At 69.0% G+C, this 12,186-nt stretch carries 11 protein-coding genes; 5 read left to right on the top strand and 6 right to left on the bottom strand.

Features of this window, described 5'->3' with window-relative positions; all coding sequences use genetic code 11:
- On the bottom strand, positions 1–1,801 hold a 1,801-nt coding region (locus tag AB0J87_RS59985; protein ID WP_363984350.1), incomplete at its 3' end, for a tetratricopeptide repeat protein.
- Between the two features lie 335 nt (positions 1,802–2,136).
- Here AB0J87_RS59985 and AB0J87_RS59980 point away from each other — a divergent pair.
- Together AB0J87_RS59980 and AB0J87_RS59975 are read left to right on the top strand one after the other, a co-directional pair.
- Complete coding sequence (locus AB0J87_RS59980; RefSeq protein WP_363984348.1) at positions 2,137–2,493, top strand: hypothetical protein; 357 nt, start codon at positions 2,137–2,139, stop codon at positions 2,491–2,493.
- Between the two features lie 299 nt (positions 2,494–2,792).
- A complete protein-coding gene (locus AB0J87_RS59975; protein WP_363984346.1) occupies positions 2,793–3,056 on the top strand; it encodes a DUF1883 domain-containing protein in 264 nt (87 codons plus the stop codon).
- 1,529 nt (positions 3,057–4,585) lie between these two features.
- Here the strand turns inward: AB0J87_RS59975 and AB0J87_RS59970 are convergent.
- Positions 4,586–4,906, bottom strand: a complete 321-nt coding sequence (locus AB0J87_RS59970) for an SDR family NAD(P)-dependent oxidoreductase (protein WP_363984344.1) — start codon at positions 4,904–4,906, stop codon at positions 4,586–4,588.
- 92 nt (positions 4,907–4,998) lie between these two features.
- Between AB0J87_RS59970 and AB0J87_RS59965 the strand changes: the two genes are divergently transcribed.
- Positions 4,999–5,676 carry a hypothetical protein gene (locus tag AB0J87_RS59965; RefSeq protein ID WP_363984342.1) on the top strand — a complete coding sequence of 226 codons (678 nt, stop codon included), beginning with the start codon at positions 4,999–5,001 and terminating at the stop codon, positions 5,674–5,676.
- A gap of 372 nt (positions 5,677–6,048) precedes the next feature.
- Here AB0J87_RS59965 and AB0J87_RS59960 read toward each other — a convergent pair whose 3' ends face one another.
- Both AB0J87_RS59960 and AB0J87_RS59955 read right to left on the bottom strand, forming a co-directional pair.
- On the bottom strand, positions 6,049–6,519 hold the full coding sequence (locus AB0J87_RS59960; protein WP_363984340.1) for a hypothetical protein: 471 nt from the start codon (positions 6,517–6,519) through the stop codon (positions 6,049–6,051).
- 192 nt (positions 6,520–6,711) lie between these two features.
- The gene (locus AB0J87_RS59955; protein WP_363984338.1) at positions 6,712–7,242 is read right to left on the bottom strand and encodes a hypothetical protein; all 531 of its coding nucleotides are present in this window, start codon (positions 7,240–7,242) and stop codon (positions 6,712–6,714) included.
- 754 nt (positions 7,243–7,996) lie between these two features.
- Between AB0J87_RS59955 and AB0J87_RS59950 the strand changes: the two genes are divergently transcribed.
- On the top strand, positions 7,997–9,235 hold the full coding sequence (locus tag AB0J87_RS59950) for an IS110 family transposase (protein WP_363984336.1): 1,239 nt from the start codon (positions 7,997–7,999) through the stop codon (positions 9,233–9,235).
- Here the strand turns inward: AB0J87_RS59950 and AB0J87_RS59945 are convergent.
- Complete coding sequence (locus AB0J87_RS59945) at positions 9,175–9,630, bottom strand: NUDIX domain-containing protein (RefSeq protein ID WP_355197637.1); 456 nt, start codon at positions 9,628–9,630, stop codon at positions 9,175–9,177. The two genes, AB0J87_RS59950 and AB0J87_RS59945, sit on opposite strands and share 61 nt — an antisense overlap.
- Before the next feature lie 465 nt (positions 9,631–10,095).
- Here AB0J87_RS59945 and AB0J87_RS59940 point away from each other — a divergent pair, with 465 nt between their 5' ends.
- On the top strand, positions 10,096–10,257 hold the full coding sequence (locus AB0J87_RS59940; RefSeq protein ID WP_363984334.1) for a hypothetical protein: 162 nt from the start codon (positions 10,096–10,098) through the stop codon (positions 10,255–10,257).
- Positions 10,258–10,609: 352 nt separating this feature from the next.
- Here the strand turns inward: AB0J87_RS59940 and AB0J87_RS59935 are convergent, their stop codons facing one another.
- Positions 10,610–12,028 carry a pentapeptide repeat-containing protein gene (locus tag AB0J87_RS59935; protein WP_363984332.1) on the bottom strand — a complete coding sequence of 473 codons (1,419 nt, stop codon included), beginning with the start codon at positions 12,026–12,028 and terminating at the stop codon, positions 10,610–10,612.
- Positions 12,029–12,186 lie beyond the last annotated feature (158 nt).

Genomic DNA, 12,186 nt, shown 5'->3' with positions numbered 1-12,186 from the left:
CCCGCTCCCGCTCGGCCAGCGTCGCCTCATACAGCGGGATCGCCCGGCCCAGATCCCCCGCCGACTCATAGGCGCCAGCGAGGTTGTTGCGGGAGGACAGGGTGTCGGGGTGATCGACGCCCAGCACCCGCTCGTACGCGGTGCAGGCCCGTTCGAAGGAGCCGATCGCGCGAGTGACGGCGCCTTGGCCGTGCAGGAAGTGGCCGGTCTCGTTGAGCAGCAGGGCGGTGGTTGCGGTGTCGGTGTCGTGGGGTGTGTGGTCGGTCAGGGCGGTGATGTGCGGCAGCAGCGCCCGCCAGGTCGGCCAGTCGGCAGGGTCCTGCGGCGATTCGGGAAGAGCGCTGGCGAGCAATCGGGTGGCTTGGGCGCGGGCGGTGTCGATGTCGGCGGTCTGACGGTGCGGATCGCCGGGATCGGGGGTGCGGGCGACGGCCTGCACCAGTCGGTGCACGGTCACGCTCGTCTCGTCCAACGTGATCATGTTGTAGCCGGCCAGGCCACCCAGCGCCTGCAGCAGTTGCGGCGGCTCGTCCAGGCCGTCCAGCAGCGTGCGCGGGATCGGTTCGGCGCCGTACCAGGCCAGGATGCGCAGCAGCTGCCCGGACAGTGGCGTGTCGGCCAGCCGGTCCAGGGTCAGCCGCCAGATGCGGGCGATGGTGCGCTCCGCCTGCGAACCGCGCGCGGCCTGGTCATACATCACCGCGGGCTGCCGGCGTAACTCCTGCAGATAGGCGTGCGGGGACAGCCGGGACTGCTGCAGGTACGCGCCCGCCTGCTCGATCGCCAGCGGCAGGCACCCCAGCTCGCGCACCAGCTCCAGCGCCCCCTGCGGCCCTTCCGCAGGAGCATCCGCCCCGCGCCCTGGACCAGAGCCGGGCGGCCGGCGCCCGGAGATCCGGGCGAGCAACTCGAGCGCCTCGCCCTCGCTCAGCACCCCCAGCGAGATCACGCGGGCGTCCAGACGGTGCCAGCCCGTAGCGAGCCGGCTGGTCACCAGCACCCGCCCGGCCAGCGTCCGCCCCAGTAGCTGCGCCGCATCGGCCGGGTCGGTGACATCGTCCAGCACCAGCAGCCACCCCTCATGCGCGGCCAGCCAGCCGATAGCGCGCTCGGCCAGGGCTTCCAGCGGCAACGCCTCGGTCAGCTCCGGCTGCAGCGCGACCATCAGTGCGGCCAGCCCGGCCCGCACCGCCTCGGAGCTGTCGGCGGTAATCCACCACACCGGGTTACACGCCTTGGCCTGCGCCACGGCGTAGCGAGCGGCCAGCGTCGACTTGCCGACCCCGCCGAGCCCGTGCACCGCGCCCACCACCACCCCGCCCGGGGCGCCCAACGCCTCCTCCAGAACGGCCAGTTCCTGCCGGCGGCCGACGAACACCTGCCGGTGCCCGGGCACGTTCACCGTCGCCGGCGGCGCGGCCACCTCGGTGACCGGCCGCAGCGCCGCCACCGGCAGCACGCTCTGGTGGACGCGGCTGTGCTCGGAGGCGTGCGCGTGCAACTGCACGTTGGTCGCGCCCGCGCCCGTCGAGACGATGCCCGCGTTACCACCCTGGACGGCGATCGACGGCTGCCCCAAAGCCGACGGACCGTCGAGCTGCTCCCGTTTCTGCTCCGCCGAGCGGCCAGTGGCCAGCTCGTACCCGGCCACGCCCAATCCGGCCACGGCGACGAACAAGCCGATCACGCTGGCCAGCTTGTCGGCATCATCCAGTCCGACCCGCACCAGGTATACGGCCAGCCCGGCGGCGGCCGCCACCGCGACCATGCTCCCCGCCCACAACGGCACGCGCCTGCGCATACCGGCCATCATGAAACCTCAGCCAAGATCACGCCACGTACCTGCGGTATGACGGTTACTCGGACGACCTGGCCCTGCTGACGAACCCGACCAACCGCGCCCTGACGCACCCGCCCCAAACACGACCTTGTCGAGCGGGCTGGGACGGAAGGGGCATCGCAGATAAGCCGTGGGAATCACCGGCCCCGCGGCGAGGTGCTTCCCTTGAACGCACCCGCGTGACCGCAGATATTGGCTCACTATCTGCGATAAGGGCCGCCGCTTGTCACGACGGACGGGCGGACGGACGATCCAAGCGCCGCGGTGTTTCCCTTCAGGAAGGTCAGGGCCGCCCCGTGATCCGCATGCTGATCTCGATCGCGCTCAACCGGCACCTGTCCGGCGATCCCCGCTATGTGCGCTGCGCGACCTGCGGCACCACCGCCAGCGAACGCGAGGCCCCACTGCGGGTCTTGATGCGGTTCACCACCGTCGACGGGCGCCTGGTCGACGGGGACCAGACACCGCAGGAATGGACCTGCCCCTCCTGCGGCCGCGCCGGCCCGCTCCAGGTGGGCGAATTGCTGCCGAACGACACGCTCATCCGCTGCCGACGCACGCGCCTGTGCCGGTATCGCTGGAAGGTCCCGGGCAGCGCCAAGGTGGTCGTCTGTCCGCGCTGCTACACCGCCCAGCCCGGCCCTGCCGAATAGCTCCTGTCCTCGCTATGACCGCATTCGGGACGCTCGTCAGCACGCCTTCCGCGGCACCTGTTCCCTCCAACCCGCGCTCCCGGCTACCGGCGTTCAAGGGCGAGTTGTCCGGCGCGATTGTCCGGGCCTGGTGAGAAGACAACGGCCTTCCCGGGGCAAATCGGGAAGGCCGTTCTGTGTCTCCCTGAGCGCTCGTCCGGACCAACGAACTGACGCCTTGGGACGGCCGACCTGGGCCGACCTCGCCGCGGGGTCTAGGGCGGCTTTCCGGCCACAGCGTGACGCGCTACAAACAATGTGTGGACCATCTCTGGTTCGACCTCGGGTCTTACGCAGGCGGCGCCTGCTTCGAGGTGGAACTGCGCGGCTCGACCGCCCGGGTGTGCCTCATGGACGCCGACGAATACCAGGCCTATCTCGACGGCGACGCGTACGAGTTTCACGGCGACTTCTACGACGTCAGCCCCGTCGTCCTGCAGGTGCCCTACGACGACTACTGGTATCTCGTCGTCGACAGCTACCCCCGGCGAATCAAGGTCTCGTACACCGAGATCTTCGACTGACCGCGTCCGAGCCACATGGCCGACCTGGCGGGCGGCGGCCGACCGATGTCGGGTCCTTGCCTTGGCGCGGCGACAGCAGCAGTGTGATCTCCGTCACATTGAAGGGTGAATGCTGCCCACGCCCCACCGTCTACATCGGCTACTTAGCGCGCTTAGCAGGCGTGCTGGAGGGCACCCGCCGGTACTCCTCGGCAACGATAGGTAATTGGACAGATACTTTGCGTAGCAGCCTGGGCGCTGGAATGCCGCCGCTCGCTCTGTGACCTCCGTGACGTTCTGCACACGCGAGGTCTGTCCGCAGCGATAACGTCTTCCCGAGTCGCCAGACGCAGCCTTTCGAACGGCCGGCCTCCCGCGGGGGTCGACCGGAACGGGCCCCCGGTCGATCTTCTGGAAGAACGACAGGGCCCACGATGGAGAGGAGTCTCCATGGCTGCACGACGGCGGCGGCACAACCGGCCGGTCCCCGGCGATTGGGCAACGCTCGTCATCCGGGCGTTGCTGATCCTGGTGGATTGGTCGCTCAACGGGCACGGGCCCAGGTAGGCATCGCCCCCTAGGCCCGCGTCCTCGCGGTAACGGAGGCTCCGGACCAACTCTCAGGGCGGGCCGGGGCCTCTTCTGCGACTGCAAGACTAGTCCTACTCCCAGGGGAGCCCGCGAGGTTCCACCTACATTCGCGTGGTGCCATTCGAGTGGGGGTTGGGGACCACCGGGCAGCGGCGCCAATAAACAAACCGACCTCTGGCGGCCCCGTCTGCGCGACGTTGACCAGGGGTGACCGGCTTACACCACGGCGGCCACGAAGACCCCCGCCAACGCGAACTCGGCGCCGACATGATGCCGTTGACCTGCGGCACCTCTCATTGACACGAACGGCCTGCAATACCTCGCTGTGCGAGATCGTCGCGCGGGCGCGCGTGGATCTGTCCGCGAAGTCCGCGAACGCTGGCGGGATTTCGTTCGGGCGCTGCCTGGCGGGCGGCGGCCGGGACCGGCCGAAGAGCCGCACGCCAGGCCGGCCGATCCGCCAGGCAGCGCCCCTGCGCGCACCGCGCCGGGGCGCTCTTGATCGAAGAGTCGCCTCAGATCGGCATGGAGAGCCGAAACGTCTCCCGAGTGGCCGCTGACGCGGGCCAGCTTCACCTCATAAACCAGCCCCCGCCAGGCATCGCGGCGACGGACTGCATGAGCTCCCCGCCCAGAGCAGTCCAGGAAGCGAGTCGCAGCAGCTAACGCGGCCGATGCGATGGCCAGGAATGCGGCAGGAATCCGACCGTCGGCGGAGGCCAGTCCAACTGCACCAGAGACCGCGGCCAGGACTACGGCGGGCAACCCGAGCAGAAGGTCGGCGTAGTACCAGACCTTGGCGTAGCGAGCTTGCTGACTGCGTTGGCGTTCCGCATGCGCCTGGAGTTCGTCAAGTTCGCCCCGCATGATGCGTAGCTGGTCGCCCGTCTCTCCCTTGGTCTCTGACATGTGGTCATCGTGACGGATCTCGATCGGGCCGTACAGGCGCCCGTGACGGTTCACCGCTGCCACTGTTCGGGTGTGACGTCCTCGACGGGCAGTGCGGGGCCGAAGATCCCGGCGTTGTTGACGAGCACGTCGATGCGGCCGAACCGGTCGGCGGCCGCGAACAGGCTCCGCACGGACTCGGGTTCGGTGACGTCGGTGGGGACGGCGAGCGTGTTGTCGCGCGCCAGCCGTCCCGTTTCCCGCAGGGCTTCGGCTCTGCGTCCGGCGAGCACCCCGAGGTATCCCGCTCGTCGCAGGGCGAGTGCCGCGTGCCGGCCGATTCCCGATCCGGCTCCGGTGATGACCGCCATCCGGCCGCCCTGGACGTTCACGCGTGTCAGCGTACGGCCTCGCGCCGCCGAGCCATGAAGGTGAGTATGGCTTACTCAGGCGCCCGGCCTGTCGGGGAAAGCACGATCTTCGCATGAGACGTGCATACCTGGCCTTAGGCACGGCCGCCGTGCTGATGGGGCTGACAGTCAGTTCAGCGGTCGCGGACACGGTTGACGGGGAGATCCACGGCTGTGCGGGCGTCCCCTTCGGGGATCTGCGGGTGATCGATCAGGACGCCGGGCAGAAGTGCCTGCCGCGGGTGGAGCGGGCGGTCGACTGGAACTCCAGCGGTCCGGCCGGTCCGGCCGGTCCGGCGGGTCCTGCAGGGCCGGCGGGTCCTGCCGGGGTCAGCACGGTGTACCAGGGCTACGACAGCAACGGCCAGCCGCCGGGCGTCGCCTACGCCCCGGAGTTCCAGGAGATCCTCAAGCCCCTCGCGCACCTGAACGTCCCGGCGGGCTCCTACCTGGCGAGCGCCCAGTTCGCGCTGCGCAACGACTTCGACAACTCCGTGCACTCGGCGGTCTGCCGGCTCACCGGCCGCTTCCCGCCCAGCGAGGACCCACCGGACCAGTTCTCGCTCAACAGCATCCTGGTGCCGCGCCAGGCCTACTACAGCATGCAGCGCGCCTTCACCCTGACCGAGCCGGGCCAGATCGTGCTGTCGTGCAAGACGGACGCCCCGGGCTGGACGGCGCGGGCGGTCAACATCCACCTGACCGCGGCGCAGGTCTCCACCGTAGTGAACCAGGACATCAAGACCGAATGAGTACGAGCGCTCATGACGGCGCCCGCCGGCGGCGGCGACGCTGAGCGCATGACAACGCGGACCATCGCAGCGGCCGCCGCCGGGGAACCTGGCCGCGCGTCACGAACATCGACGCACGAGCTTGCCGCGAACCACCGCCGGATACCTGCTCTTTCAGAGCACGGAAGCTCGTCGGTCAGCACTGCCGAACCCTCCTCTCGCAGGGTTAGTCCGGACGTCGCATGATCGATCGCAAGGTAGGTGCGGACGTCGCAAGGTTCGCGCGGATAGGACAGTGCACGTGCACAACGGATCTTGGGCTGCCGCCGCGTCTCGCAGATACCTTGGTACATTTCCGCCGTTGCCCATTGCGTCCGGGACGAAAGCACGGGGTCAGCGCCGTGACTGCAGCTCGTCCAGCCCGCCCGGGTGAGCCTGCCCCAGCATGACGAGAGCCTCCATCAGAGCCTTGTACAGCTTGCGGTGGTCCCAGGGCCGGGGGGCGAGCGCGCCGCCGTCCTTGCGCAGCTGGTCGGTCAGCGCGGCCAGGTGCTCGACCCAGTCGTGGGCGGTGCTCGGCGGCCGCCGCTCCAGGCGGGTTTGCACGCGCGTGCGGGTGCGGGTGATGGTCTCGGTGCGCACCTCGCGGACCGGCTCGGCGCGCACGGCCGCCGCGGCGATGTCGCGCTGCAGCCGGCGTTCGGCGGTGCGCACTTCCCAGGCCCGGTTGCGGCAGGACTTGCTGCAGTAGTTCGGCGGCCGGCCGCGCCCGGAGTAGGGGATGTAGGTGGCGCACCAGGCGCACGTGCGGCCCTGCAGCCGGTCCCGGGCTTCGACGCTGTCGACCTCGTTGATGTCGGTCATGGCATCTACCAGTAGTCCGCATTTGGTCCCGGACGGAAGGTTAAGACTGTCTTTTCCACTATCTTGCTCCGCGACTTTCCGTCCCAGACGGAACGGAAAGTCCGACTAAACCCATAACTTGTTCCTCAAGAGCGTGGACATGATCATGCAATTCGGGGGGCGCAGGCGCGTTGCACAAGGGACGGCTGGCGCTCACCACGGAGGGACAGCGACGGCGACCGGCGAGGGAGCGCCATCCCAGGTCACCCTGATCTCCCGTGGGGTGTCGTGCACCAGTGACGAGCTGATCATCACCTTGGCTGAAGCGCCCGGCTCCAGCGTCACACCGTCTGGGGCCTGGTCTACGCCGGGCACGGTCGTATCGACCGTCACGCCAGTCGCCGTCTCGGTGCCGGTGTTCCGAAGATAGGCGGCGAACTGCGACGCGCGCGTCACCTCCCACGCGACCGTCAGCTGCATGTCCCGCATCGCCTCGATCTCAGCGACCTGCTCGGCAGCGAGCGCCGAGCGCTCCGCTGCGTCCGCCGACCGCGAACCGGCCGCTGCCGACTCTTCGGCAGCGACCGCCGACCGCTTGGCTTCCTCGACGGCTCGTTTCGCCGCCTTGGCAGAGTCGCGTTGGTACTTGAGCGAGACCAGGGACACCACGAAGGCCGTGCAGGAAAACACGAGAGCGACGACAACCCCGATCCAGGTGGCGAGATCTCCAGTAGCGGCTTCCATGACCGCCCCTTCGCGGATTGGCGATTGAGCGGCGCTCAGCCTACAGACGAAGTCCGCGTTTCCGCTGACAGGATCTCCGCGCTCGACAGGATGGGCCTGCCGACCGAGGCCGCGGGGGCGGGCGTCGTCCGCACCGGGCTTTCGTCCCGGGCGAATCGTGAACTCGGAGTTTTCTACTAACTCGCTCCGGGGCGATCATGTACCCGTTCTTCCCCGCGTCGGGCCACCCACCGCGCCAACCGGAGGCGTCAGGCGAGGGTGCTGTGGCCAGGGGTTCCGTCGACTTCCGTCCCGGACGTATCGACACGAAGGTGTCGATACCTAATGACTCTGTACGACCCCGAGTTTCGCCGACTCGGGCACTCGCCCCAGAAGCCTCGATTCGAATCGGAGCTTGACTCCTGACCGCAGGCCGTGCGGATGGGGCGAGGGTCTGGCGGGTGGCGGTCGACGGGGACCGAGTGAATGCCTGAGTCGATACCGGACCTGGAGTCCTCTGCTAAGGCCGTGCACCTTGGTCCCTCTTGACCGCCACCCGTCACTCACTTCTTTCGCCAAGATCGTGGCGTGAGCCAGCCGCAGGAGACACCACTCGTATCTACCCGGGCACCCAAGCCCTTGCGCAGAACGCGGACCTGCGGCGGGCTGGGGCCACGAACTGCTGATCGGATGTCGAGCCGTCGAGCTCTCTCACTAGGGCGTGACGTGCCCCTGCGCGGCTCACCTGGGCCAATAACGAACGAAGGAGGCGCCGGTGACGGTGACATGCGGAATCGGCTGGAGCGAAAGACACCACGACGTCGCCCTGGTCGATGAAGGCGGCAAGCTGGTGGCCAAACGGCGCATCAGCGACGATGCCCACGGCTGGCGGGTCCTGGTCGAGTTGCTGGCCGAGCACGGCGACCGTCCCGACAACCTGATCCCCGTCGCGATCGAAACCGGGCGTGGGCTGCTGGTGTCCTGCCTGCGAGCCACCGGGCGCAAGGTGTATGCGATCAATCCGCTGGCTGTGGCCCGTTACCGCGAACGTCACACCGTCGCCCGGGCCAAGTCCGACCACGCCGACGCCATGACCTTGGCCAACATCCTGCGCGTGGACGCCGACCACCACCGGCCGCTGCCACAAGACTCCGAGCTGGTCCAAGCGATCACCGTGCTGGCCCGGGCGCAACAAGACGCGGTCTGGAGCCGTCAGCAGCTGGCCAACCAGCTGCGATCCCTGCTGCGGGAGTACTTCCCCGCGGCGTTGCATGCCTTCCACGTCAAGAACATCGGCCTGATCTCCCGCGAGGCTCGTGCCGTCCTGCAGGCGGCGCCCACGCCCACCGCGGCCGCCAAGCTCACCGCCCGCAGATTGCACGCCCTGCTGCGTGCCTCGGGCCGGCAGCGCAACATCGCCACCTGGGCCAGCCGGCTGCAGGCACTGTTTGGCGAAGAACACCTTCACCAGCTCCCGCTGGTGGAGGAAGCGCTCGGCCGCCAGGCCCAGGCGCTGCTGCTGCAGTTGGATGCAGCATGCCGCGCCGCTGACGATCTCGCCGACGCCACCAACGAGGCCTTCCGCCAGCACCCGGACGCGGCCGTCATCACCAGCTTCCCGGGCCTGGCCGACCTCACCGGCGCCCGGGTGCTCGCCGAACTCGGCGACGACCGCTCCCGCTTCGCCGACGCCCGCGCGCTGAAGGCCTACGCCGGCGCAGCCCCGATCACCCGCGCCTCGGGCAAGAGCCTGGCCGTCCACCACCGTAAGGTGAAGAATCAGCGCCTGGCCGCCGCCGGGTACGTGTGGGCCTTTGCCGCCCTGCGAGCACCGGGGCCCAGGGAGCACTACGACCGGCGACGCGCCGAAGGCGACCGGCACTCCAGCGCGCTACGCAACACCTTCAACCGGATGCTTGGCTGCCTGTTCCACTGCCTGCAAAAAAGCAAGACCTATGACGAGCTCACTGCCTTCCCTCCTCGTCCATCGATGCGACTCAACCAAGCGTCCTGAGCGTCGGCCAACCCCTCTACCAGCGGTAATGGGACGAAGCGGCACGCGAACTCCATACCGGCGTCCGCGCCATCACCATGAACACGGTGGTGCCATGCATCAGCGCTGTCGGGGTCGGCGGTGAGCTGGAAGAACGTCGTGTGCCGCGGATGGCCGTTATCTTCACGAGGTCTGTGGTCCACCGCAATGGGCCCGACGATGGCGACTTCGGTCAAGCCGGTCTCCTCGGCGACTTCCCGCAGGACGGCCTGTTCCAGGCTTTCATCCGGCAGGACCCCTCCCGCCGGTACTTGGGTGCCGGCTTCGGGCGCGCCGACATGATCGAAGACAAGGAGCTCCGGGGTGGACCGGTAACGGAGGACGTAGGCAGCGACGCGGATTCTTGGACCAGACATCCCTCCATAATCCCAGGCACCGATCTTGAAGGGTTCGCCAGAGCCAAGGACTTGACACTCTAGGCAGATCGGATGCCTTAGCACTCAGTTTGATCTTGAATTCATGGTTCCTGATTGGATCTTCGCGGTCTCTGTGGTCGGTTTGGGTGCCACTTAATGCCTATCTTGCTGCTGGGGCTTTTCAAGATCGTTCGATGTGCTATCCGGGTTCTGGTCACTGGCCTTTCCGGTTCTGCAGTGATTTTCGTCGACCACGTGGCGGCCGCTGGCGCGCGACGCTATTCGGGGCAGGGGTGTGCGCCGCGATGGGGGCATGACCGTCTGCGTGACACCATTGGCCACGCCTGTGGCGCCCCTTTGGGCGGCCGCTCGATATCACGTACACGCGCCTACGCGCCTACCCGTGGGTGGGGGGCGCGCGAGGCTGGCCGGAGGAGCGCTGTCGGTCAGGTGGCGGTGCCGGCAATGCAGGCAGCGGTTCGGTCGGGCGAGCTCGGCGAGCGCCGGCTCCCACCCGGTCGACGGGCCATGGCCCGGGTCGCCGGCGGCGAGCTCGGTGTGCGCCTGGTCCAGCTCGGCGGTCAGCGCCAGGAGGTCCTCGACTCCGACGGCCAGGCGGCGGCGTAGCCAGTCCAGCTCTTGGTGTGTCTGCTGCAGGCGGAGGCGGGCGCGGTGGGCGGCTTGCCGACAGCTCCGTGCTAGCCGCACTCGCAGTGCCCGCGCCACCCGAGGATCGCCTCGCTCTTCAGGAGGGGCACGGCCGTGTCGTAGCCGACGTGGCCGTTGGCCAGGATCGGACGGGTGCGATCTTGACGCCCGAGGTCCCCATGGAGGGGTACGGCCGGAATACGGCAGGAAGGGGGCGCCCGGCCGCCCGTCAGGGCGGGGGATTCGGCTCGAACATGGCGGGATAAGTCGGGCGCGATAACGTGATCTTGAGTGTTTCCGCAGGTGGGGTTGCCTGATAGGGAGCCTTATGTCAACCCTGTCCGTCCCCCGCGTCCCCACCCGGCCCCGCCTCGCCGCCCTCCTCCTCGCTCTCCTCGCCGGGGACCGCCAGGCGCAGCGTCTGCCACCCGTCCGCCACGTTTACCACCTGCCAGCCCGCCGGCCACACCCGCTCCACGTCTCCTTGGGCCGGCGCCACCCGCGCGCCGCCCAGGTACGCCCGCTCCAGCCCGTTGGCCTCCGCGAAACCAACGCCGCGGGTGAAGGTCGCCTCGCGGAACTCGGCGTGGCTGGTGAAGGTCGCCTTGTCGAACCAGGCGTTGCCGATGAAGGTCGCCTCGCCGAACCAGGCGTAGCCGGTGAAGGTCGCTCCGTGGAACTGGGCGTGGCCGGTGAAGGTCGCCTCGCGGAACCCGGCGTCGCCGGTGAAGGTCGCCTCGCGGAACCCGGCGTAGCCGATGAAGGTCGCCTCGCGGAACCCGGCGTCGCCGATGAAGGTCGCCTCGCCGAACCCGGCGTAGCCGGTGAAGGTCGCCTTGTCGAACCAGGCGTTGCCGATGAAGGTCGCCTCGCCGAACCAGGCGTCGCCGATGAAGGTCGCCGTGTTGAATCCGGTGCGGCCGGTGAAGGTCGCCGTGTTGAACACGACGTAGCCGGTGAAGGTCGCCGTGTTGAATCCGGCGTGGCCGGTGAAGGTCGCCCCGTCGAACCGGGCGTCGCTGACGCGGCAGTGGTCCAGGTCGAGGTCCATCAGGGTGGCGCCGGTGAGGTCGAGGCGGATGCCCGGCCAGTGGCGGTCATCAGTGTCGGGGGTGCGGAACTGCCACCAGCGGCGGGCGGGCGGGTCCTGGTAGCGAAGGTGGGCAGTCAGGATGCGCTGGGCGGTCAGGCGGACCTGGCGCTCCTCGTGGGGATCGCGGCTGGCGGGCGCGGTGACGCCGCCGAGGGCGGCACGCGGCACGGCGGGCTCAGCCGGATCGGTCCCGTCCGGCGGCGGGGTGTACGGCATGCGGAGGTACGCGCAGATCACGTCCACGACCGTCTGCCGGAAGTCCGGGTCGGGGTTGTCCTGGGCGAGCTGTTCCAGGGCGTACAGGCCGCCCAGACGGACCGGCGCCTGAGCGCTGCCGAGCTGCTCGACGGCCTTGCCGTAGCGGTCGGTAACGTGGCCGCGCTCGCCGAGCTGGAAGGTGCGCCGGGCGGTGTCGGCGTTGCGCGCGGTGTAGTAGACCGCGGCCAGCGCGGCCAGCCCGGTGGCCACCGCCAGCACCCGGCCGCGCACCGCGTCCACGGCCGCCGCCAGGTCCTTGCCGGACAACCCCGTCCGGCCGCCGATCGCCACCCCGTCTACGTGCTCCAGCACCCAGCGCGCCCCCGGGCCCAGCACCCAGACGACCCCCATCACCAGCGCCACGCCGACCGCAGCCATCACTATCGAGACAGGCTTCACGTCCTCCACGGTGAACCGAATCGGCGTCCGCAGCCAGAGTTAGCGGTTCCGCGGCCCGTTTCTGCCGTATTCCGGAACTAGCGGCAATTTCATTTGATGAAGAACCCAGATTGGTTGGCACACCGACCGAGAGCGACTGCCGGAACAGCGGATTTGTA

The organism is Nonomuraea sp. NPDC049625, from assembly GCF_040675285.1.
In the GTDB taxonomy this organism is placed as follows: domain Bacteria; phylum Actinomycetota; class Actinomycetes; order Streptosporangiales; family Streptosporangiaceae; genus Nonomuraea; species Nonomuraea angiospora_A.
This window is presented reverse-complemented; position numbering and strand designations above follow the sequence as displayed.